The following is a 22,965-nucleotide window of genomic DNA, read 5'->3' on the forward strand; positions in this document are numbered from 1 at the left end:
GCGTGACGGTCGAGGCCGTCCGCGCCAAGTCCCCGGCCCTGACGGACTTCTTCCTGGAGTGCGTTACGGCCTTCCCCCCCCCCCCCCCCCTCTCCCCCCCCCCCCCCCCCCCCCCCCCCCCCCCCCCCCCCCCGGAGGGGTTGAGAGGGGAACGGCAAGACCTGAAGGAGGCCGCCTAGTCGGCGGCCAGGGCCTCGGCCAGTAGTCGGGGGGTGGGCGACGCGAAGAGGGCGCTCGCGCGCAGCCCCGTGGCGGCGGGGAAGGACCCGCGCAGCCGGGTGAGCAGCCGCATGGCGAGCAGGGACTGCCCGCCGTGGTCGAAGAAGTTGTCGTCGGGGCCGAGCGCGGGGGCGCCCAGGACCTCGCGGAAGTGCTCCAGGACCGTGCGCAGGGGCTCCGCCACCGCGTCCGACCCGGTGGCCGGGGCCAGGGCCGGGCCCCCGTGCGCCGCCCACGCGGCGAGCAGGCGCTTGTCGATCTTGCCGTGCGGACTCTTCGGCAGGGCCGCGACCCGGTACAGCACCCGCGGCACCGCCCAGTCGGGCAGCTGCGCGGCCAGCGGCGCGACCAGCGCGTCCCGCTCGGCGCCGGTCAGCCGGACCGCCTCACCGGGCAGCGGCGCCACCGCCGCGGCGGCGGGCACGGTGAACGCCCACAGGGCCGTCGCGGTCTGCGGGTCCGGGAAGACCACCGCCTGGTCCACCTCCGCCACCTCGCACAGGGCGCGCTCCACCCGGGCCGGTTCCAGCCGGTGCCCGCGGATCTTCACCTGGTCGTCGACGCGGCCGAGGAAGACCAACTGCCCCTCGGCGTCGATCCGCCCCAGGTCACCGGTCACGTACAGGCGACCGTCGCAGCCCCGGGGGCCCCGCTCCGGGTCCGGCACGAACCGGCGCGCCGTGGCCGCCTCGTCGTCGAGGAACCCACGGGCCAGCAGCGGGCCACCGATGTGGATCTCGCCGCTCTCGCCGTCCGGTACCGGGCGGCCGTCGCGGCGGACGCTGATCTCCACGTCCCGCAGCGCGGTGCCCAGCGGCACCTCCTCGGCGTCGGCCGGCAACGGCCCGGTGTAGAAGGTGGAGCTGACGGTGCACTCGGTGAGCCCGTACACGTGCGCCAGGGCCGCAGGCTGCCGGGCCTGCCACGCCCGGTAGGGCCGGGGGTCCATCCGCTCGCCGCCGACCACCACGAGGCGCAGGGCCTCCGGGGTCGACGCACCGCTGCCGTCGAGCCAGCGGGCGTACTCCAGCCAGTACTGGGTGGACAGTTCGACCACGGTGGTCCCGGTGCGGGCCATGGCGGTGTGCAGCTCCTCGGCGTCCAGCGCCGCGGTGTCGGCGCGGCACACGACGGCGGCGCCGGCGGCGAGCGCCGGGAACACCTCCTCGATCAGGACGTCGAAGCCGAGGGAGGCCACCTGGAGCCACCGGTCGCCCGGGGTCAGCTCCAGCCGCTCGGCGACGGCGCCGGCGAAGCGGCCGAGGGCGTCGCGCTCGACCACGGTCCCCTTGGGCCGGCCGGTGGAGCCGGAGGTGAACAGGACGTACGCCACGTCCGCGCCGGTGGCCGCGGTCGCCGGCCGCGTGGGCCCGTACCCGCCGTCCGGTGGCCCGTACCCGCCGTCCGCCGGTACGTGCGCGCCGTCCGGGGCGTGGTGGCCGTCGCCGAGCCACACCACCGCGGCGGTCCGACGCACCAGCTCGGCCCGGGCGGCGGCCGGGAGCCGGTCGTCCAGGACGGTGAAGCCCGCCCCGGCCTTGAGGGCCGCCAGCATGCCGAGGACGGTACGGGCGGGGTCGGAGAAGGCCAGGCCGACCAGGCGGCCGGGGACGGCCCCGCGCCCGACCAGGTCGGCGGCCCACGCGTCGGTGAGCCGGTCCGCGTCCCGGTACGTCAGCACCCGGTCCGGCGTCACCAGGGCGGGCGCGGCGGCGTGCGCGCGCACGGAGCGGTCCCACAGGCCGAGCACGTCGGTTTCGATGGCGGTGCTCACCCCGATGCCCCCCGCGTCCGCAGGAAGCGCGACAGCCCGTCGAGGCCGGCCCGGAAGGACTCCTGCGGGCCGCCGAAGCCGAGGCGGGCTCCGTGCGGGGAGCCGAAGGCGGTGCCCGGCACCAGCAGCGTGCGGTGGCGGGCGAGCAGCTCCAGGCAGAAGCGCTCCACCTCGCCGGGGCCGGCCGCCGCCCGCTCCAGCTCGCGGAAGACGGGCAGCGCGCACACCCCTCCCTCGGGCGGCGTCCAGCGGACCAGCTCCGCGTGCTCGTCCATCCAGTCCGTCAGGAGCGCGAGGTTGCCCCGGGCCTCGGCCGCCCGGGCGCCGATGAGCACGTCGGCGTGGCGCACGGCCCGCTCGGCGACGAGTTCGACGAGCGGGGAGAGGAAGAGGGTGGTGCGGTCGCGCAACGGGAAGGTGGCCGTGAGCAGTTCCTTCGGGGCGATGGCCCAGCCGACCCGCAGCCCGGGCAGGCCGAAGGTCTTGGAGAGCGTGCCGTACGACACGGTGTTCCCGCCGTCGACCCCGGGGTCGGGCAGGACCTCCCAGCGGTGGGCGATCTCCGCTGTGGCCGCGTCCCAGACCAGCACGGCCCCGGCGGCGGCGGTCCGCGCGGTCAGCTCCTTCAGGCCGCGCGGGGAGAGCGTGACCCCGCTCGGGTTGTGCGGGAAGTTGACGATGACGGCCGCGGTGCCGGGGGTGACCAGCTCGACCAGGACGTCCGGGTCGATCTCGCCGTCCCGGACCGAGGCCGCGGGGAGTGCGACGACCTCGCAGCCGGCCGCCCGCGGGTAGTGCCCGAGGGAGTGGTAGATGCCCTCCTGGACGACGACCCGGTCACCGGGGTGCAGCAGCGTGCTCAGGGTGAGCGCGATGGCCTCGCTGGATCCGTGGGTGACGAGCACCCGGTCGGCGTCGCCCCCGGCGTAGCGGTCGGCGATGGCCCGGCGGATGCCCGCGCCGCCCTGCGAGACGCTGTCGTCCATGACGATCTCGTCGAGGTCTGCGGCCGGGATCCGGCACAGGTCGCGGATCTCGGCGAAGGTGTAGGGGTGGACGCCGCTGGAGCTGATGTCGTGGATGTCGGGGCCCAGGTGCCGGCGGTACCACTCTTCGAGCACCGGGGGGTCTTCATGCCGTGGACGGAGACTGCTCATGGCTGTGCGGGTTTCCCTTCTCTACCCCTGACGGGCTTCGCGCCACCAGCGCTGCCCGGAGAGCGGCAGCGTGTCGATGGGGTCGTAGTACTGGTAGGAACCGCTGTGGGCGTCCGGATCCGCCGCCTCCAGCGGGGTGAGGAAGCTCTTGGTCCAGTGCGAGACGCCGAGGTTGCGGTCGTAGGAATCGACCTGATCCACCCAGCGCTTGCCTGCCATCGGCACGTCGCACACGAGGCGCGGGGTGGCGAAACCCGGTAGGTAGCCCATGATCTGACGCTGGATCAACTGCGCCCGGTGCAACGGGACCCGCCAGTGCTCGGCGTTCGGGATCATGTCGCACATGTAGAAGTAGTACGGCGTGATCCCGGCGTGGTCGATGAGGGCGAAGCACAGGTCGAGCAGCTCGTGCGCGCTGTCGTTGACCCCGCGCATCAACACGCCCTGGTTGCGCACGTCGTGCAGTCCCGCGTCGAGCAACGCCCAGGCGGCCCGCGCCACTCCGGGCGTGAGCTGCTGCGCCGCGTTGGCGTGGGTGTGCAGCGCGAGGCGCACGCCCCGGGACCGGGCCTTGCGGGCGAGGCGCTCGACGCCCGCCAGTACGGGCGGGGAGTTCCAGTGCTGGGGCAGGCCGATCAGGCCCTTGCTGGCGAGCCGGATGTCGCGGATCGACTCGATGTCGAGCAGGCCGTCGACGAAGCGTTCCAGCCGCGGCCAGGGCATGTTGGCCAGGTCGCCGCCGGAGACCACCACGTCGCGGATGCCCGGCGCGGAGCGCAGGTGCGCCAGGATCCGCTCGGCCCGGTCGACCGGCTTGAGCTGGAGCTTGTTCTTGGCAACCTGCGGGGTCGAGTTCCCGACGAGGTCCATGCGCGTGCAGTGCCCGCAGTACTGGGGGCAGGTGGAGAGCAGCTCCGCGAGCACCTTGGTGGGGTAGCGGTGCGTGAGCCCCTCCACCACCCACATGTCCTGCTCGTGCAGGGAGTCGCGGCTGGCCATGGGGTGCGAGGGCCAGTCCGGGTTCCGGTCGGAGAACACCGGCAGCATGTAGCGGCGCACCGGGTCGTCGTAGAAGGCCTTGGTCAGTTCGCCCGGCCGGGCGGCGGGCGCCTCCGGGGCCATCGTGTTGACCATCTGGGGCGGCAGCAGCACCGACATGGTCGCGCGGTGCAGCCGGTCCTGCTCCCAGTCCTCGTAGAAGCGCTCGTCGAGCAGGTCACCGACGACGGCGCGCAGTCCCTTCGCGTCCTTCACGCAGTGCGCCCGCTGCCACTGCGGGTCCGCCCACTCGGCCCCGGTGACGTCGCGCCACCCGGGGAAGCGCCGCCAGTCCGGCTCCACGAGCGGACGGCTGCGGTACTCGTAGACGCCCTGGAGCGCCGCTGACTCGGTCCGGCCGCGTGCTGCCGGCTCCTTCTGGCCGCGTGCTTTCGTCACCAACCCGCCACCCGTTCCCGTCGGTTCGCCACCCTCATTCGAGGTGGCCCGTCGCTCGTCGCTCGTCGCTCGACACGAACCGATCTTGCAGAGCGGCGCGGTTGTACACGAGGCCCGGTTGTACGGGGCGCAGCCCGGGTGCAACCCTGTACAACTCGGTGGCGTGCGGCGGGAAGCGGAAGCCGTCGCCGGACGTTGGGGCCGATGTACGGGGTGGGGCGCCGGGCGGGGTGTCGAAATCGGACGACCCGCGCTGGAGGTGGCTGAATACCCCAGATGATGACTTGATCGATATGTCACCGGCATGTACCAATGTCCGAGAGATCCGGTGCGGAGTTCCTCCTGTCGCCTCCGGGACCTCGGACTGGTTGTACCGCCGGGCCGTACCCCGCAGATCGCGTTGTACGGCTCGACGAAGCGCGCGTTCCGTTCGCCACAATCGATCACCAGGGGAGAAGAATGCCCAGGCCAGAACGGTTACTGGACCCCAACGCCGGCCCGCTGGAGAGTTTCGCGCACGCATTGCGCTGTCTGCGCAAGCAGGCCGGCAGCCCCTCTTACCGGGTCATGTCGAAACGCGCCCACTACTCGGTGGCGACCCTCTCCGAAGCCGCGCGCGGACTCCACCGGCCCTCCCTGAAGGTGACCCTCGCGTACGTGGCCGCCTGTGGCGGTGATCTGGAGGACTGGACCCGGCGCTGGTACGCGCTCGGACGCGAACAGGAAGGTGTCGCCGCCCACGCGCGCGGCCAGCCCGAACGCACGGGACTCGTCCCCGCACAACCGGGGGTGGAACGCCGCGGCGGCGAAGGTCGTCACGGTCAGGGCAGTGCCGGTCAAGGCCCTGCCGGTCAAGGCCCTGCCGGTCAGGGCCGCGCGGACGAAGGCCGCATCGTCGCCGGCCGCATCGTCGCCGGCCGCGCGGGCGGAGGGCGTACGGCCGCGGACGCGCCGACCGGTGACGCGCCGGCTCCGGGCGCGCCGGCCGCGGACGCGCTGACCACCGACGAACGGGCCGAACTGGCCAGTCTGCGCAGCGAGGTCGAGGAGCTGCGGCACACCAACGAGGTCCTCAAGGCGGCCTCCGCGATCTTCGCCGCGGATCTCCGCACAACCGCACAGGTCGTGTACAACTCGGCGGCCCGACAAGATCGGTTGGCGTAACCGGACGCCGCAGGGCCAGGGGCCCGAGGCGGAACCGGAGGAGCCCGACCGACCTTTGGGGACTGACCATGCGTGTGCTCGGAGTCAACGGCTGGCCCGGGGCCAGCCACGACGGTGCTGCCTGCCTCGTCGTGGACGGCGACGTCGTCGCCCTGGCCGAGGAGGAACGCTTCACCCGTCACAAGCACGCCTACGGGGAGGCACCGCTGAACGCGGCCGCCTACTGCCTCGCGGAGGGCGGTCTCACCCTGGACGACATCGACGTCGTCGCCCACGGGTGGGACCTGCCCACGCTGTTCGCGGACCGCGCTCTGGAGTGGTTCGCCAGCGACGCCGACGCCCTGGAACACCTCCTGCCCAAGGCCCTGTTCCCGCGCTCCCGCGATCCCCGGCTGACCTTCGTCAACCACCACATCGCACACGCCGCCAGCGCCTACCACCTCTCGGGGCGCGACCGCGGCGCGATCCTGGTCCTCGACGGCCAGGGCGAGAACGAGAGCACCACCCTCGCCGTCGGCATCGACGGCGAGATCAAGACCCTGCGCGCCCACACCCCCGGTTGGTCGCTCGGCTACTTCTACGCCGCCGTCTGCGAGTACGCCGGTCTCGGCTCCGACAACGCCGGCAAGATGATGGGCCTGGCCTCCTACGGCACCCCCGGAGACCTCACCTTCGGCGGCGCGTTCGGCTTCACCGACGAGGACTTCACCATCGGCGTCGTCCCGCCCGACCTGCGTTCGCGGGGCACCACGGACGAGGAGACCGCCACCATCCGGCACTGGCTGGAGCACCTGGAGAAGGCCCTGCCCGAAGCCCCCAACCGCTCCGTGCGCCGCTTCGACGCCCGCGCCGGTCGCTTCGCGCGGGCCACCGACCGGGACCCCTTCGAGTACCGCGACCTCGCGGCCACCGCGCAGGCGGCCCTGGAACGGGCCGTGCTGGGCCTGGTCCGCGGCCTGCTCCGGGAGACCGGCGAGACGACCCTGCTGATCGCGGGCGGCGTCGGCTTCAACGCCACCCTCAACGGCAAGATCATGCGCATGCCCGAGGTCCAGGACCTCTTCGTGCAGCCCCTCGCCGGCGACCAGGGCGTCTCGCTCGGCGCCGCGGTCTGGGTGGCGGCGCAGGAGGGCGACCGCATCCAGCCCATGACCGGGTCCGTGGCCTGGGGCCCGCAGTGGACCCCCAACGAGATCCGCCGCGTCCTCGACGCCTCCGGAACCGCCTACACCGAGCCCGCGGACATCGCCGCCGCCACCGCCGGGGTGCTCGCCGCGGGCGGGGTCTCCGGCTGGTTCCAGGGCCGCGCCGAGAGCGGACCCCGCGCCCTGGGCCACCGCAGCCTCGTCGCGGTGCCCTCGCCCGAATCCACCCGTGACCGGGTCAACGTCCGCATCAAGGACCGCGAGGCGTGGCGCCCGTTCGCCCCGAGCATGCAGCAGGAGGCCGCCGAGGCCCTCATCGGCACCGCGACCCCGCTGCCGTACATGATCGTCACGACGCCGGTCACCGAGGCCGGCGCCGCGGCCATGCCGGCCGTCGTCCACAGCGATCGCACCACGCGACCGCAGACGGTGTCGGCCGCCGTCGACCCGCTCTACCACCGGCTCATCGGTGCGGTCGGCGGGCACACGGGCACCCCGGTCATCATGAACACCTCCTTCAACGGCCGTGACGAGCCGGTGGTGTGCGGCCCCGCCGACGCCCTCGCCACCTTCCACCGACTGCCGCTGGACGCCCTCGCCCTGGGCCCGTTCCTCGTACGCCGCCCCGCGGGCACCCTCGGGGAGGCCGGCGCGTGACGGCCCCGGCGGACGGGTCCGCCGTCGCGGTGGACGCGGAGCCCCGCGCGGCCGCCGGGGAGGTGCTGGTCCGGCTCGCGGAGTGGATGGCGGAGGTGGCGCTCACCGCCGGTACGGGCCAGCAGCCGGCCCAGGAGCGGGGAGCGGGCCTGGAACTCGGCGCGCCGCTGCGCGACCTCGGGGTGGACTCCCTCGACCTGATCCGGCTCGCCCGGCGCATCGAGTCCTCCTTCGGCGTGCGGACGCAGCTGCGGGAGCTGTTCGACCCGGAACTCACGACCCGGAGCCTCGCGGCCCTGGTCGCCGAGCGGGCCGCCCGCCGCGGCGCCGGCGGCGAGACCCCCGCGCCCGGCGGCGCGCACGGCCCGGTCCTGCTGGCCCCGCCCCAGGAGACGGCCTGGGAGGAGCAGGGCGCGGACCGCGCCCACTGGAACCAGGCCATGCTCTTCACCACCCGGCCCGACGTCGACCCCGGGCTCTTCGCCGAGGCGGTACGACGGCTCGTCGCCGGCCACGCGTCGCTGCGCCTCGCCGTCGAACAACGGCCCGCCCGGCGCCCCTTCCAGCACACCGCGGCCCTGGTGACCGACGGCCCGCCCGAAGTGGCCCTCGGCGACGCGCTGGACACCGTCGACATCAGCGAACTCGCCGGCGCCGCACGCGCCGACGCGATCACCCTGCGGTGCTCGGTCGAGCAGCGCTCGCTGGACCCGCGGGCGGGGCGGGTCGTCCGGTTCGTGCGCTTCGACGCGGGGCCGGGCCGCCCGGGCCGCCTGCTGATCGTCGTACACCAGCTCGCGATCGACATGGTGTCGTGGTCCGTCCTCCTCGCCGACCTGGAGGAGGTGTACACGGCCCTCGAAGCGGGCCGGCCGGACGTGTGGCCGACCGAGGACACCTCGTACCCGCAGTGGTCCCGGGCCCTCGCGGCCCACGCCCGTACCCCCGAAGCGGAGGCCGAGGCCGCGTGGTGGACCGAGGTGGCCCGTACCCCGGCCGCACTGCCCCTGGACCGACCGGCGGCCGACCGGGGACGGAGCGGCCACCGGGCGAGCGACCACCCGGCTCCCCCGGGCCCCGGGGCCGACCCGCGGGCCGCGAACACCGCGGCCACGGCCGCCACGCACCTGGAGGAGTTCCCCGCGGACCTCACCGTCCGGCTCCACGCGGCCGCGCGCGCCCACCGCGCCCATCCCGGTGACCTGGTGCTGCACGCCCTCGGCGAGACCCTGGCCGAGCTGCTCGGCGAGGTCGCCGTCCGGGTCGACGTACTGCGCCACGGCCGCGAGGAGAGCGTCGGCGACGTTCAACTGGCCCGGACCACCGGCTGGTTCACGACCACCGTGCCGGTCCGCCTCGACCTCGCTCCGGGCGCCCCGGCCGAGCGGCTCGCGCGGACGGTGGGCCACCTCGCGGCGCTGCCGGGCGGTGGTGTCGGCCACGGGGCGCTCGCCCGGCACGGCCGACCGCGGATCGCCGCCGCGCTCCGGTCCGCGCCGCCCAGCGACGTCTCCTTCGACTTCGAGGGCGACGACGCCGACTCCCTGCCCCTGGGGAGCCTGCTGCCCCACCTGGCACCCGAACCGGTCGGCGACATCACGGCCCCGCACTGGGTCCGGCCGCACCTGATCGAGGTGATCGCCACCACCGACGACGCGAGGCTGCGCGTCGAATGGTGGTACTCCACCGCCCTGCACGAGGAGGCCACGGTCCGTGCGCTCGCCGCCCGCCACCGGGCCCACCTCACCGCCCTGCTCGGCGCGCTCCTCGACGCGGGCGCGGGCGCGGGCCCTGGCGCCGACGCGGGCGCGGGCCCGGCGGCCGATGCCCCAGCGCCCGAGCCGCCCCGCTGAACGCCCCCGAGCCGCCCCGCCGAACCGCCGCCGAACCGCCGCCGGACGGACAAGAGAAGACGCCTGCCATGACCTTGCCCAGTGTGCTCGACCCCTTCTTCGCCATCGCCCGCTCGGATCCCGACCGACCCGCGGTGGTCGACAACGGGGTCACCGTCGGATACGCCCAACTGGCCCGCTGGGCGGGGGCGGTGGCCGACCTCCTCGCCATCCGGCCCACCGGTGGGCCGCGGCCGCCGGTCGGTGTCGTCGTCCACCACGGCGTCCGCGACATCGCGGCGCTGCTCGGCGTCCTCACGGCGGGCCGCGGCTACGTCCCCGTGGCCGACGGGCCGCCGGGCCATGCCGAGGCGGCGCTGCGGGCGGTCGGCTGCCGGGAGTTGGTCGCCACCGCCGAGAGCGGCGACCTGCCCGCCGTCGACCGGGTGGTGCGGCCCAACTGGGGCCGGTCCGGCGCCCCCGTGCGGGAGGCCGGGGAGCCCGTACGGGCCGATGACCCGGCGTACGTCCTGTTCACCTCGGGATCCACGGGCGCCCCCAAGGCCGCCTCGGTCCCGCACGGGGCGCTGCACGCGGTCCTGCCCCACCTGCGCGAGCGGTACGGCGTCGGGCCGGACACCGTCGCCCTCAACTTCCACCGCGCCGACGGCGACACGAGCCTGGAGGAGATCCTGCCGACCCTGCTCAGCGGCGGGCTCGTCGTGCTGGACGAGGACGGCGAGGCGGACCTCGACCGCGTGCTGACCGAGCACGAGGTGACCCTGGTCAACCTGCCCGTGGACTACTGGCACCTCTACACCGGCCATCTGCTCGACGCCGGGCGGGAGTTGCCGCGTACGGTCGAGACCGTCGTGATCGGCGGCGAGGCCGTCCGGCCCGACATGCTGGAGCGCTGGCACCGGCTCGGAGCGGACCGCACCGTGTTGCTCAACACCTACGGGTCCACCGAGACCGCGCTCGTCACCCACACCGCGGTGCTCGCCGGCCCGGGAGCCGCGGCGGACTTTCCGGCCGGGGTGCCGATCGGTCGTCCGCTGCCGTCGGTGCGCCAGGCGGTGGTGGCCCTACCGGAAGCGCCACCAGATACGGGTGAACTCTGGCTCTCCGGTCCCCAGTTGGCGACGGGCTACCTCGACGACCCGGGCCGCACCGCCGCCCGGTTCGTCACGGCGGACCTCTGCGGCGGGACCGACCGCTGGTACCGCACCGGGGACCTGGTGGCCGAGGCACCCGACGGCTCGCTCGTCTTCCACGGCCGCGTCGACCACCAGGTCAAGATCCGCAGCCACCGGGTGGACCTGCTGGACGTCGAGGAAGCCCTGCGCCGCCTCCCGGGCGTCACCGCGGCCGCCGCGGCGGAGCACACCAAATACGCCCACACGGAGCACGCCCACACCACCCTGGCGGCCTTCGTGGTCCTCACCCCCGGGGCGGACGACGGCGCGGACACGGGGGCGGACTCGGGGGCGGATGCGGGGGCGGCCCTGCGCGCGCGGTTGCGCGGCGTGGTGCCGGCGCCGCTCGTGCCCGACGTGATCGTCGTCGTGCCCGCGCTCGCGCACACCCGCACCGGCAAGGTGGACCGCGCCGCGACCCGGGACCGGCACCTGTGAGGAATCCGCTCTTCGACGCCTCGGTCTCCCCCTCCGCCGTCCCCGAGGCCGATGCCCGCGGCCCCTGGGCCTACCTGTGGTGGCTGGTGCGCATCCGCCCCTGGCCGCTCGTCCTCGCCGCCGTGCTCGGCACCGTCTGGATGGTCCCGCTCGCACTGGTCCCGCTGATCATCGGCCGGGCCATCGACGAGGCCGGGCAGGGCTCGGGGCACGCGGGCCTCTACCTGTGGTCGCTGCTCGCCCTCGCCCTCGGCCTCGTCCAGGCCCTCGCGGGCGCCGGGCTGATCCAGGCGGCCATCGGCGCCGAGGCGCACGCCGTCTCCACCACGCACCGGGTCCTGGTGCGCCACGTCGTCCGCCTCGGCGCCACCCTGCGCGGCAAGGCCCGTTCCGGGGACGTGGCCGCCGCGGCATCGGCCGACGTGGAGAGCATCGGCAACGCCTTCGAGGTCATCGGCCGCACCATCGGCGCGGTCGTCGCCGCGGTCCTGGTGGCCGTGGCGCTCACCGTCACCTCGCCCGTGCTCGGACTCGCCGTGCTCATCGGCGTCCCCGCGGCCGTGCTCGGCATCGGCCCCCTGCTGCGCCCCCTCCAGGAACGCGACGAGGCCCAGCGCGAGCAGATGGGCATCGCCACCTCGCAGGCGGGCGACATCGTCGCGGGGCTGCGCATCCTGCGCGGCATCGGCGGCGAGGCGGGCTTCGCCGAACGCTTCCGCCGCACCAGCCAACAGGTCCGACGGGCGGGCGAGTCGGCCGGCCGGATGGAGGCCTGGCTCCAGGCGGCCGGCGTCCTGCTGCCGGGACTGGTCACGGTGGGCATCGTGTGGCTCGGCGCCCGCCTCGCGCTGGGCGGCACCATCAGCGCCGGTGAACTCGTCGCGTTCTACGGCGCGTCCGCCTTCCTCACCCTGCCGGTGAGCACCGCCACCGAGGCCGCCGAAAGCCTCAGCCTCGCCAAGGTCGCGGCCGGCCGGGTCTGCGCCCTGCTGCGCCTGACCCCGCAGGCCGTTCGCCCCACGGAGCCCGAACCGCTGCCCGCGGGCGCCCTCGAACTCCTCGACACCGACGCCGGCATCACCGCCGGGGCGGGCCTGCTCACCGTGGTCACCGCCCCCGCCGACCGCACCGGCGACCTCGCCGACCGGCTCACCCGCCCCGGAGCCCACCCCGGACCGACCGCCGTCCGGCTCGGCGGCGTCCCCCTGGACCGGACCGACCCGGACGAGCTGCGCGTACGGGTGCTGCGCTCGGGCCCGTCCGACACCCTGTTCAGCGGCACCGTCCGGGAGGAGCTCACCGCCGGACGGGAGCGACCCCCGGAGCACCTGGAGCGTGCGCTGTTCGCCGCCGATGCCGGCGATGTCGTCGACGCCCTGCCCTGCGGGTTGGAGGCCCGGCTGGACGAGGGCGGGCGGACCCTGTCCGGCGGCCAGCGCCAGCGCCTGGTCCTCGCCCGCGCCCTGCTCGCCGCCCCCGACGTGCTGGTCCTGGAGGACCCCACCTCCTCCGTCGACGCGCACACGGAGGCGCGCATCGTCGACCGCGTGGCGGCGCTGCGCGCCGGGCGGACGACCGTGGTGTTCAGCGACAGCCCGCTGTGGCGGAGCGTCGCCGACCGCGAACTGACCCTCCCCCCGGCCCCGGGCCCGGCCCCGGCCCCCTCATCGGCCCGGACCCCGACCCGTACGAGCCCCACCGAGGACGCCGACCCCGGCACCCCCGATCGCCCCGCAGGAGTGCCCTCATGACCACCGCGCCCACCCGCTCCCCCGCGTCCGGCCCCGACGCCGGCCGCCCGGGCACCGGCCCGAACGGGGGCGGGGGGAGTCCGGACAGGGGCCCGGACGCCGACCCGGCATCCGGGTCCGGCGTCGGCGCGCCCCGGCGGCTCCCGCTCGCCGACCGGGCGGCGGTGCGCCGCTGGATCGGCGTCTTCGTCCGGGGCGAGGCCCGCCGCCTCACCCTCACCTTCGGCCTGTTCGCGGCCGCCCTGGTCGCCAGCCTCGTCGGCCCGCAACTGCTGGGCCACCTCGTCGAATCGGTCAAGGACGGCACCACCGCGGGCCGGGTCGACACCCTCGCGCTCGTCTTCGTGGCGATCCTCGTCGGCCACGCCCTGCTCGCCCGGGCCGCCCGCACCCAGGCCACCCTGCTCGGCGAGCGCGTCCTCGCCCGCACCCGCGAGGACTTCGTGCGGCGCGTCCTCGGACTGCCACTGTCCGAAGTGGAGTCCGTGGGCACCGGCGACCTCCTCAGCCGCGCCACCAACGACGCCGACCGCCTCAACGAGAGCATCCGACAGGCCGTTCCGCGCATCGCGCTGGCCGCGGTGACCCTCGTCTTCACCATCGCGGCGATCCTGCTCACTTCACCGCTCCTCGCGCTCGGCCTGCTGGCGGGGGTGCCCTTCGCCGCGCTGTCCACCTGGTGGTACCGGCCGCGCGCCACCCGTGCGTACGAACGCCTCCTGGCCGAGGAGGCCGAGGTGCTGGCCGCCACGCACGAGACCACCCGGGGCGCCGCCACCGTCGAGGCCCTCGGGCTCGGCCCCCGCCAGGTGCGCCGCCACGGCGCGGCCGTCGACCGGGTCGTGCGCACCCGCCAGCGCACCACCTGGCTCCAGACCGTCTGGTTCCCCAGCCTGGACCTCGCCACCATGGTCCCGATGGCCCTGACCCTGCTGATCGGCGGCCTCGCCTACCAGCGCGGCGAGGTGGGCCTCGCGGAGCTGACCGCGGTGGTGCTCTACGTCCAGGCCCTCGGCGAGCCCCTCAACGACCTGCTGACCTGGACCGACGAGCTCCAGATCGGCAACGCCGCCCTGCGCCGGATCCTCGGCGTCGAGCTGTTGCCCCGCGAGGAGCCGCGCCCGCCCGCGCCCACCGACGGCCACGCCATCCGGTTGGACGGCGTCGGCTTCGACTACGGAACGGGCCCGGAGGTGCTCGCGGGCATCGACCTGGAGATCGCCCCGGGCGAGCGGCTCGTCGTGGTCGGCGCCTCGGGCGCGGGCAAGTCCACGCTGGGCAAGCTCCTGGCGGGCGTGCACCTGCCCACCCGGGGAACCGTGAGCATCGGCGGCGCCGACCTCACCACGCTGCCGGTCGGTCAACTGCGGCGCGAGATCGTCCTCGTGACCCAGGAGCAGCACGTCTTCACCGGCACGGTACGGGACAACCTCACCCTGGCCCGCGACGGCGCGACCCCGGATCCGGATCCGGTGGCGGTGCTGGGTCCGGATCCGGTGCCGGGTCCGGACCCGGTGGCCGACGCGGCGCTGTGGGACGCGCTGGAGACCGTACTCCTGGGGGACTGGGCCCGTTCCCTGCCCGAGGGCCTGGACAGCGAGATCGGGCCGGGCGCCGCGCCGGTGTCCGCATCGCACGCCCAACAGCTCGCGCTCGCACGCCTGTTGCTGTCCGACCCGTACGCCCTGGTGCTCGACGAGGCCACCGCGCTGCTGGACTCGACCGCCTCGCGGCGCGTCGAGCGCTCCCTCGCCGCGCTGATCGAAGGGCGCACGGTCATCTCGATCGTCCACCGCCTCGACTCCGTGCGCGACGCCGACCGGATCGCGGTCATGGACCGCGGGAGCATCGTCGAACTCGGCAGCCACGACGCCCTGTTGGCCGCCGACGGGGCCTACGCGGCCCTGTGGCGCTCCTGGGACGCGGCCCGCCGCCGGTGAGAGGAGTCGGACGGGCCGCGCCCCGGCCCGTCCGACTCCTCACCACGTTTCACCCGCCCATCGTCAGTTGACCTCGCGCTCGAAACCGGCCCAGTACGGCTCGCGCAGCTTGAACTTCTGGATCTTCCCCGTGGCCGTGCGCGGGATGGCGGTGCGGAACTCGACGGACGTCGGCGCCTTGTAGCCGGCCATCCGCTGCTTGCAGTGGGCGATGATGTCGGCCTCCTGCGCCGTCGCACCCTCGACGAGGACCACGAGCGCCTTGATCGTCTCGCCCCACTTCTCGTGCGGCACGCCGATGACGGCGACCTCGGCCACCGCCGGGTGGCTGAAGATCGTATCCTCCACTTCGATCGAGGAGACGTTCTCCCCGCCGGTGATGATCACGTCCTTCTTCCGGTCGGCGATCGTCAGGTGCCCGTCGGCCGCGTCGATCGTGCCGCCGTCACCGGTGTGGAACCAGCCGTCCTCCAGGGCCGCGGCGGTTTCCTCCGCCTTGTCCCAGTAGCCGTCGAGCACGACGTTCGACCGGGCCAGGACCTCGCCGGAGTCGGAGACCTTCAGCTTGACCCCGAGCGCCGGCAACCCCGCCCGCGACAGCTTGCGCGCCCGTTCCTCGGCGGGCAGGTCCGCGTCGGAGGGCCGCGCACGGTTGAAGGTGAGCAGCGGCGAGGTCTCGGTCAGGCCGTAGATCTGGGTGAACTCCCAGCCGAGCTCGTCGCCCATGCGCTGGATCGTCCGGCTCGGCGGGGGCGCACCGGCGCAGATGACCCGTACCCGGTCCCGTCCCGGGATCTCGCCCTCCCAGGTCGCCGCCGCGTCCAGCACCGAGTTCCACACGGCGGGCGCGCCGCACATCAGCGTGACGCCGTGCTCCTCGACCCGTCGCAGGATCTCGGCGCCGTCGACCTTGCGCAGGACGACCTGCTTGACCCCGAGCCCGGCCATCACGTAGGGCATGCCCCAACCGTTGCAGTGGAACATCGGCAGGGTGTGCATGTAGACGTCGCGTTCCCACACCCGGGCGTGCAGGGCGAAGGTGAGCCCGTTGACCCAGATGTTGCGGTGGGTGAGCTGCACGCCCTTGGGCCGGGCGGTCGTGCCCGACGTGTAGTTGATCGTCGCCGTCGCGTCCTCGTCCGGCCGCGACCACGGGCGCGGTTCGACCCCGAAGCGCATCACGTGCTTCTCGGTCTCCTCGCCGAAGACGAAGCGGTGGCGGGCCGTGACGCCCGAGAGCGCCGCGTCGAGCTCCGGGTCGACGAAGAGGACCGACGCGCCGCTCTGCCGCAGCATGTAGTCGATCTCTTCGGGCTTGAGGCGGAAGTTGATGGGCACGCAGATCCGGCCGCTCATCGGCACCGCGAACAACAGCTCCAGCATCCGGGCCGAGTTGTGGCTGACCACCGCGACCCGCTCGCCCTCGCCCACCCCGAGCGCGTCCAGCCCCGCCTGCCAGGCCCGGACCCGCTCGCCGAACCGTCCGTACGTCGACAGGGGTACGGGCGGGCCCGGTTGGTCCGGCTCGTCGATCACGCCGGGGCTGGCGGCGAACCCCAACTCCGCCCGGTCGAGGAAGTCCGTGACGGTCATCGGAATGCGCATGGTTCTCTCCTGTATCGGACGCCGACTGCACGTAGGGGGGAGTCTGGCACGGACCGCCCGGGCCACCGCGGGTGCGGCTGCGACATGTCCGGGAGCCGTGGCGACGGTGGCGAGAACGATCACTCAGTGAGCGACGTGGGCGATGTGGGCGACGTGAACGACCCGAAGCGCACCCCGTCCGCACCCGGGTCCACACCGGAGTCCACACCCGGGTCCACACCCGCGTCCGGGCCTTCCCCCATCCCCAGGAGCAGCAGCTCACCCTCCTCCACGACGGCTTGCCGCTGCGCCCGGGAGATCTCGGTGAAGAGCTCCACGATCAGCCCCGATCCGGTGCGCTTCCACACCCCGGCGAGGAATCCGTCGACGAGCAGGGTGCAGTGCGCCTGGTTCCCCTTCCAGGTACGCCCCTTGAACGCGGGGGGAATCACGCGGGAGCGATCGGCGTGCGAGAGGAGGAGGTTGTCGAACTCGGGCAGGAAGCGGGGCGGGGCCGGCGTACCGGCATCGGGGCGGGGCGCGTCCGGCAGGTCGAAGAGCTCGACGCCGTTCTCGTCGCGGAAGACGAGGAGCTCGGGGCGCAGCCGCTCGAAGGCCCCGCGCAGCCGGGTGAGCCCGGCCCAGATCTGCATGTCCTTGACGGACGCGGGCCCGAAGGCACCGAGATAGCGGAGCACCACCTCCTCCACGGGCGGCGGGGACACGTCGTCCGCGGGACGGCCGAGCCAGTTGTCGAGCGTGGTGAGCCGGACCTGCCCGCTGCGCCCCCACACCCCGCGCGGCGTGACCTGGACCAGGGGCAGCTTGCAGCGCGCGGCGACCGCGAGGGACGCGGGATCCGCGTCCGGCCACTCGGCGAGCAGCTCCGTACGGATCTCCCCCATCGTGCGCGGCGCGCTCTCGACGTGGGCGCGCGCGATGCGGGCGAGGCGCTCCAGGTCGACCCCGACGAGCCCCTTGCGGAAGTTCCCGATCTCCCGGTCCCGGGCGGGCTGCACCAAGGGGCGCAGGGCGAGGGCGTCCGCCGCGGTGTGCGTGTGGATCGTGGACCGCATCGTCACCATGCGGACCACCTGGCGCGACTCCATCAGCCCGGCCAACTCCGCCGGTCGGAAGCCGAGGAGGCGCGCGTGGAGCTGGTAGTACGGCGGCTTCACGTTCTGCGCCTGGAGCCCGAGGAGGTGCGTCACCGCATCCTGCGCGCTGCGCGCGGCGCGGTCGAGGAGCAGCTGGCGGGCGAGGGTGGCACGGTTGAGCGCGCGGGCGTCGAGCACGGGCGCGCGGTCCGCCGTGAGCGGTGTCGTGGAGGCCATGGCCCCACGCTAGCCTCGCTTGCGGACAGCTCCTGTCCGCAAGCGAAGACCCACCGCCCCACCCACCCGGTTTGCACACCGATACCCGGCATATTCCGCATATCCTTCACGCACGCACGCGCACGCACACCTTCCACCCCTCACGGAAGCGGGACCCCGATGCCGGAGCGCCCGGACCACCGCCGCCCCACGCCCCCGCGTCCGCCCGAGCCCACCCCCACGGACCCGGGCCACCGGAGCCTGGTCGACTCCGCCGTCTACCACGGCGGCCGCAGGATCGCCTCCCCCGCCAGCCTCGCCGAAACCTTCCGCCGCCTGCGCGAACAGCCCGGCGGCATGGCCTGGATCGGCCTGCACCGCCCGACGGAGACCGAACTCCACTCACTCGCAGCGGAGTTCAACCTGCATCCGCTCTCCATCGAGGACGCCCTGGAAGCCCACCAGCGCCCCAAGCTGGAGCGCTACGGCGACACCCTCTTCGTCGTGCTGCGCGCGGCCCGCTACGTGGACGCCCTGGAGGAGGTCGACTTCGCCGAACTCCACATCTTCGTCGGCCCCGACTTCCTGATCACCGTCCGCCACGGCGCCGCCCCGGACCTCCCCGCGGTCCGCCGCCGAATGGAGGAGACCCCGCAACTCCTGGCCCTCGGACCGGAGGCAGCCCTCTACGCCATCCTCGACGTCGTCGTCGACGGCTACGTCCCGGTCGTCGAGGGCGTCCAGAACGACATGGACGAGATCGAGACCGAGGTCTTCCGCGGCGACCCCGAGGTATCCCGCCGCATCTACGAACTCTCCCGCGAAATGGTCGAGTTCCAACGCGCCACCCGCCCCCTGGTCAGCATGCTCCACAGCCTGATGGCGGGCTTCGCGAAGTACGGCACGGACGAGGAACTCCAGCGCTACCTCCGCGACGTGGCGGACCACGTGACCCACACCAGCGAACGCGTCGACGGCTTCCGCCAGGCCCTGACCGAAATCCTCACGGTCAACGCCACCCTGGTCTCCCAACAACAGAACGCCGAAATGCGCGCCCTGGCCGAGGCAGGCTTCGAACAGAACGAGGAAATCAAGAAGATCTCCTCCTGGGCGGCCATTTTGTTTGCACCCACACTCGTGGGAACCATCTACGGCATGAACTTCGAGACCATGCCGGAACTCAAATGGGCCGCCGGCTACCCCTTCGCGATCCTGCTGATGGCAGTGGTCTGCGTCAGCCTGTACGTCATCTTCAAGAAGCGGGACTGGCTGTAGCGAACCAGCACAGAATCTTGATCGACTTAGCGTAAGCGAACCGCGGACCGTACCCCCAAAGGCCCCGTGAGGAGAATCTGGGGAGAAGGCGCGGCAAGGGCGTCGTCCGCACTTGGCGCCGGCGCAGTCGTCACCGACCGCGCTCTGGGGAACTTGCCGTTCGGTACGCCCTGGACGACTTCCGTCAAGTTGTCGTGGGCCGCAGCCGTCACGCGAACGATGGCCACCGGTGAGCGGCCCACTCCCGCCAGTCGACCCAGCCGGGCGGTGGACCGGCGACCCTGCGGCCCTCCAACTCCGCCGCGTCGGGCTCCTCAAAATGCGCGCGCCCGTGAAGGATGTCGGCATCGGACATGGGCAACGTCTCCTCAGGGGTGGTCGCCCAGCGATGGGCGATACGGGCGCGTTGGGTCTCGTCCTCCACCGGCAGGTAGACCATGCGGAAACACGCCTCCTCGGCCTCCGCCAGCCAGCGGATCGCAGACCGTTCGTCCCGTGACCAGCAGCCGTAGTCCACGACGACGTTGGTGCCGAGTTTGACCGCCTCCAAGGCGAGCCAGAGCATGCGCCCCTCCAGCACGTCGCGCTTCCCGTCCGCCTCCGCCTCGCCGAACAGGGGAATCATCCAGTCGTCGGGCGTCAGGCGCAGCGCGCCGTGCTCCGCAGCGAGCTGCCGAGCCCTCGTGGTCTTTCCGGCCCCTGGCAGGCCGACCATCAGGAACAACGTGGTCACACCCAGATCGTGGCAGGCGAGCCGATCAGACGACCACCGCTTTTCCACCCGATCACGGTCTGAGCCACGGGCGGATGGAGGCCACGGTGACCGTGCCGTGGAAGACGAAGGCGCGCTTGTCGTAGCGCGTAGCCACGGCGCGGAAGTGCGTGAGCCGGTTGATCGGGCGCTCGACCTCGTTCCGGCGCTTGTATTTCTCCCTGTCGAAGCCCGCCGGCCGGCCTCCTCGACGTCGAGCACGCGCTCGTCGCGACCGCCGCCAGAGCCGTCGGCGTCACCCGTCGCCGGCTTCGCGCCCGAGCCGCCCTCAGGGCGGGCCACGACCCGCACACCAGCGCCGCGGCCAGCACACCGGGCGTCGCGAGAACGTCGTCGAGCTGTTCGCTGCCCGCAGGCACCTCGGTCAGATCGGCAACAACATGAACCAGCTGACTCGCGCCGTCAACTCAGGCGCTCAGCCTTCCGATGCCGAGCTCGGCGCGGTGCTCGTTGCCGTCTGGCGTGTTGTTCCGATGCGCGCGATCAGTCCCTGTCCACACCCCAGGACGACGTCGAGGTGCTCTTGCACCGGCTCGAACAGGCGGTACGGGATGTATTCAGAGATCTCGACGAGGGCCACCCACGCGAGTTCAGCCAGCTCGTCGGTGTCCGCGACGTGCGCGTGGCCGTCGACCACCTCGCAGGCGGTGTAGGACATCAGGCGACCGGTATCAGGGTGAACCCGTTCCCCCAGCAGCTTCAGCGCCTTCACGGCGAGGCCGGTCTCCTCCAGGGTCTCGCGTACAGCGGCCTCCTCCCGGGATTCGGCCGGCTCGACCTCACCGGCGGGGAACTGCCAGGAGAGTCGCCCCTCGCTGACTCGGCGCCGCACCATGAGCACGCGGCCTTCGTGTACCACGACGGCCGCTGCGATGGCCGGTCGACCCTCAGCGTTCTGCTGCTCCACGTTGCTCCCTCAGGTCGGGTGGGCTGGTCGCCCCGAAGACCGATGGCGACACGTTCACTGCGGCTCGGCCCCGGTGGGCGGCGAGCGCGGTGTTCACATAGGGCAGCAAGACCGTGGGGATGCCCGTGCCGGGGGCTTCGCAGAGAATGCCGAGCGCGAGGTTGTCGGCGAAGCCGGCGGCCCACTTGTTGACCGTGTTGAACGTGGCCGGCGCGACCGCGATGGCATCGGCCCGCGGGTAGGTCCGCGCCTCGCCGGGCGAGCGCCAGGCGGACCGGACCGGGTACCCGGTCTGCTCCTCGATCGCCCGAGCGTCGAGGAACTCGAGACCCTGCGGCGTGGCGATCACCCCGACCTCCCAGCCCCGTTCCTGCGCTGCGGTGATCAGTCTGCCGACATCGCCGGCGATCCCGGCGGCGCACACGACGACGTACAGGAAGGGCTTGGACTGCGGCTCGGTCACGCGGCTACTCCCGGTCGGCGGCTGGAGGGGTGGAGCTCCGGCAGCGTACGACGGCGGTCCCGCGCGGCCATCTCCGCGGCCCGAGGACGGCGAGGTGGTGCGGGGAGCGATGGTCGTACGAGCCAGTGAGCTGGCAGGCGGTGCGCCGGGAGCCGGACGCCGGCGGCGAGGACGAGGGGGGCGCCGAAGCATTCGGCCTCCGCCATGGCGCGGGAGGAAGCTGGCTCCGGATCCGGGGTCTCGTCTGCCCGGGCGACGTCGTGGAGGACCCGGATGTCGTCGGTTCCGCGGCCTTCCTCCAGGCGGCTGATCTTCGTCTGGTGGTGGCCCGGTTCAGCGGCCACGTCCGCTTGTGTCAGCTTGTCGCTCGGACGGCGGTTCTGATCAGGTCGGCTACATGGGTGGGCTCGGACAGGGGGGCGGCGTGGGAGGCGTCCGGGAGTTCTACGACGGTGGCTCCGGCTCGGGTGGCGCCGAAGCGTTGGGCTTCGGGGCTGATCGTGCGGTCGGCGCCGGTCACCAGGGCCCAGCAGGGTTTGGTGCGCCATGCCGCCGCGGAGGCGGTTTCGGTGAGGGCGGCGGTGGCGAGCGGGCGTTGGGCGGCCGCCAGGGCGGCGGCGACCTCTTCGGGTACGTCCGACGCGAAGACGGAGGCGAAGGCCGTCTCCTCGATGGTGACCTCGACCGCGCGGTCGCCGTCGTGGAGCGGGTACGTCCACTCCTTCAGGTGGCCGGTCAACGGGGGTTCGGGGAAGCTCCCTTGGAGTTGGGCGAGGCTCTCGCCCTCGTGCGGGACGTAGGCTGCCACGTAGACGAGCCCCACGACGTTCGCCGCGCCGCCGGCCACCGTGATCAGCGCGCCGCCGTACGCGTGGCCGACGAGTACGGCCGGGCCGTCGACCTGGGCGAGGACGGAGGCGAGGTAGGCGGCGTCCGACGTCAGGCCCCGCAGCGGGTTCGCCGGTGCGATCACCGGGATGCCGCTGCTCCGCAGTTCCGCGATGACGCCTATCCAGCCCGTCGCGTCGGCGAAGGCACCGTGCACGAGGACGACGGTGGGGTTGGTCATGCGGGCTCTCTTCTCGGTGTCGGGGCGAAGGCCGAGGTCGCCAGCGCCTGCCACTCGCTGGGGCTCATGCCGTAGGCCCCGCGGAACGAGCGGCTGAAGTGCGAGGGGCTGCTGAAGCCCCAGCGGTGTGCCACCGCGGCCATGGTGATCCTGCGGTGGGCGCGGCCCAGTTCGAGCCGGCAGGACTCCAGCCTGCGCTGGCGCACCCATTGGCTCACCGTGCTGCCGTCGTTCTGGAAGAGCTTCTGCAGGTACCGGACGGAGATGTGGTGGGCGCGGGCGATCGACTCCGGTGAGAGGTCGGGGTCCCTCAGGTGTTCCTCGATGTGGCCGTGGATGCGGGACAGCATCTCGTTGGCGGCCCCGGACGCGTCGTCGGCCTCGTCGGTCGTGTCCGCGTCGAGGAGCTCCATGACCAGGACGGAGAGGAGGTGTACGGCCGTCCTGGCACGCCGGTCCCCGAGCGTGAGCCGGCGCAGCTGCGCCCGGGCGGCGAGCGCGGTCAGGAAGTCGGACGCCAGCGCCCCGATCCCCTCCCCGCCGCGTACGGGTACGCCGAGCACCTGGTCCAGTTCCGACTCCGTGACGCCCAGGTAGCAGCGGGGAACCCGGAAGAAGATCATCTGGCAGTCTTCGCCGAACCGCAGCAGGTGCCGTCGGGCCGGGTCGCAGAAGACCAGGTCGTTCGGCTCCAACAAGGTCTCGGCCCGCCCGTGGACGACGGTGACGGGGCCACGGACGTGGACGCCGAGGTAGAGGTGGGTCCGGTCGTTCGTTTCCGGCATCTCGGAGAGCATCTGGACCAGCCACCCCGAGCGGGGGCGGAGCGGGGCCGGATCGGGCGCTTGCCGAGGCACCCGTTCGGGCGCGCG

At 73.5% G+C, this 22,965-nt stretch carries 16 protein-coding genes and 2 pseudogenes; 7 read left to right on the plus strand and 11 right to left on the minus strand.

Translation table 11 applies throughout. The features are described from left to right. Positions 1 to 175: 175 nt before the first annotated feature. Genes ACZ4UB_RS36285 through ACZ4UB_RS36295 form a run of 3 tightly spaced genes read right to left on the minus strand, consistent with a single transcriptional unit; the run spans position 176 to position 4,587 of the window. Positions 176 to 1,993: a non-ribosomal peptide synthetase gene (locus ACZ4UB_RS36285; RefSeq protein WP_468077015.1), complete on the minus strand. Its 1,818-nt coding sequence runs from the start codon at positions 1,991 to 1,993 to the stop codon at positions 176 to 178. Continuing rightward, positions 1,990 to 3,114: a capreomycidine synthase gene (gene vioD, locus ACZ4UB_RS36290; protein ID WP_468077017.1), complete on the minus strand. Its 1,125-nt coding sequence runs from the start codon at positions 3,112 to 3,114 to the stop codon at positions 1,990 to 1,992. Before vioD ends, ACZ4UB_RS36285 begins: the two co-directional genes overlap by 4 nt. Before the next feature lie 57 nt (positions 3,115 to 3,171). Then, the gene (locus ACZ4UB_RS36295; RefSeq protein ID WP_468077018.1) at positions 3,172 to 4,587 is read right to left on the minus strand and encodes a KamA family radical SAM protein; all 1,416 of its coding nucleotides are present in this window, start codon (positions 4,585 to 4,587) and stop codon (positions 3,172 to 3,174) included. A 459-nt stretch (positions 4,588 to 5,046) separates the two neighbouring features. On the opposite strand from ACZ4UB_RS36295, the gene ACZ4UB_RS36300 reads away from it, so the two are divergent. The 6 genes from ACZ4UB_RS36300 (at position 5,047) to ACZ4UB_RS36325 (ending at position 14,710) form a co-directional block, all read left to right on the plus strand. Beyond that, positions 5,047 to 5,751 carry an XRE family transcriptional regulator gene (locus ACZ4UB_RS36300; protein WP_468077020.1) on the plus strand — a complete coding sequence of 235 codons (705 nt, stop codon included), beginning with the start codon at positions 5,047 to 5,049 and terminating at the stop codon, positions 5,749 to 5,751. A 68-nt stretch (positions 5,752 to 5,819) separates the two neighbouring features. Then, entirely contained in the window at positions 5,820 to 7,553 is a 1,734-nt protein-coding gene (locus ACZ4UB_RS36305) for a carbamoyltransferase family protein (RefSeq protein WP_468077022.1), read from the plus strand. Beyond that, positions 7,550 to 9,406: a condensation domain-containing protein gene (locus ACZ4UB_RS36310; RefSeq protein ID WP_468077024.1), complete on the plus strand. Its 1,857-nt coding sequence runs from the start codon at positions 7,550 to 7,552 to the stop codon at positions 9,404 to 9,406. Before ACZ4UB_RS36305 ends, ACZ4UB_RS36310 begins: the two co-directional genes overlap by 4 nt. 68 nt (positions 9,407 to 9,474) lie before the next feature. Next, a complete protein-coding gene (locus tag ACZ4UB_RS36315; RefSeq protein ID WP_468077026.1) occupies positions 9,475 to 11,019 on the plus strand; it encodes an AMP-binding protein in 1,545 nt (514 codons plus the stop codon). Then, the gene (locus tag ACZ4UB_RS36320) at positions 11,016 to 12,770 is read left to right on the plus strand and encodes an ABC transporter transmembrane domain-containing protein (protein WP_468077028.1); all 1,755 of its coding nucleotides are present in this window, start codon (positions 11,016 to 11,018) and stop codon (positions 12,768 to 12,770) included. The genes ACZ4UB_RS36315 and ACZ4UB_RS36320 overlap by 4 nt, the downstream gene beginning before the upstream one ends. After that, on the plus strand, positions 12,767 to 14,710 hold the full coding sequence (locus ACZ4UB_RS36325; RefSeq protein WP_468077030.1) for an ABC transporter ATP-binding protein: 1,944 nt from the start codon (positions 12,767 to 12,769) through the stop codon (positions 14,708 to 14,710). The genes ACZ4UB_RS36320 and ACZ4UB_RS36325 overlap by 4 nt, the downstream gene beginning before the upstream one ends. A gap of 63 nt (positions 14,711 to 14,773) precedes the next feature. On the opposite strand, the gene ACZ4UB_RS36330 is transcribed toward ACZ4UB_RS36325, so the two are convergent. Both ACZ4UB_RS36330 and ACZ4UB_RS36335 read right to left on the minus strand, forming a co-directional pair. After that, positions 14,774 to 16,315, minus strand: a complete 1,542-nt coding sequence (locus ACZ4UB_RS36330) for an AMP-binding protein (protein WP_468077032.1) — start codon at positions 16,313 to 16,315, stop codon at positions 14,774 to 14,776. Positions 16,316 to 16,434: 119 nt separating this feature from the next. Next, positions 16,435 to 17,628, minus strand: a complete 1,194-nt coding sequence (locus tag ACZ4UB_RS36335) for a winged helix DNA-binding domain-containing protein (RefSeq protein ID WP_468077034.1) — start codon at positions 17,626 to 17,628, stop codon at positions 16,435 to 16,437. Between the two features lie 159 nt (positions 17,629 to 17,787). Here ACZ4UB_RS36335 and ACZ4UB_RS36340 point away from each other — a divergent pair, with 159 nt between their 5' ends. Then, positions 17,788 to 18,882 (plus strand): magnesium and cobalt transport protein CorA, encoded by a 1,095-nt coding sequence (locus ACZ4UB_RS36340; RefSeq protein ID WP_468077036.1) that lies wholly within the window; start codon positions 17,788 to 17,790, stop codon positions 18,880 to 18,882. Between the two features lie 208 nt (positions 18,883 to 19,090). Here the strand turns inward: ACZ4UB_RS36340 and ACZ4UB_RS36345 are convergent, their stop codons facing one another. The 6 genes and pseudogenes from ACZ4UB_RS36345 to ACZ4UB_RS36370 form a co-directional block, all read right to left on the minus strand. Beyond that, positions 19,091 to 19,615: a P-loop nucleotide/nucleoside kinase family protein gene (locus ACZ4UB_RS36345; RefSeq protein ID WP_468077038.1), complete on the minus strand. Its 525-nt coding sequence runs from the start codon at positions 19,613 to 19,615 to the stop codon at positions 19,091 to 19,093. A gap of 52 nt (positions 19,616 to 19,667) precedes the next feature. Next, positions 19,668 to 19,856: pseudogene (locus ACZ4UB_RS36350) on the minus strand (IS5/IS1182 family transposase); the annotation flags it as partial. A 300-nt stretch (positions 19,857 to 20,156) separates the two neighbouring features. Further along, positions 20,157 to 20,561, minus strand: a pseudogene (locus ACZ4UB_RS36355) (NUDIX hydrolase); the annotation flags it as partial. Next, positions 20,542 to 21,024, minus strand: coding sequence for a flavoprotein (locus tag ACZ4UB_RS36360; protein ID WP_468077040.1), 483 nt, complete (start codon positions 21,022 to 21,024; stop codon positions 20,542 to 20,544). The pseudogene ACZ4UB_RS36355 and the gene ACZ4UB_RS36360, both read right to left, overlap by 20 nt. Positions 21,025 to 21,379: 355 nt before the next feature. Further along, the gene (locus tag ACZ4UB_RS36365; RefSeq protein ID WP_468077042.1) at positions 21,380 to 22,093 is read right to left on the minus strand and encodes an alpha/beta hydrolase; all 714 of its coding nucleotides are present in this window, start codon (positions 22,091 to 22,093) and stop codon (positions 21,380 to 21,382) included. Then, complete coding sequence (locus ACZ4UB_RS36370; RefSeq protein WP_468077044.1) at positions 22,090 to 22,878, minus strand: helix-turn-helix domain-containing protein; 789 nt, start codon at positions 22,876 to 22,878, stop codon at positions 22,090 to 22,092. The genes ACZ4UB_RS36365 and ACZ4UB_RS36370 overlap by 4 nt, the downstream gene beginning before the upstream one ends. Between the last annotated feature and the right edge of the window lie 87 nt (positions 22,879 to 22,965).

The organism is Streptomyces sp. NPDC028419 (assembly GCF_055565515.1).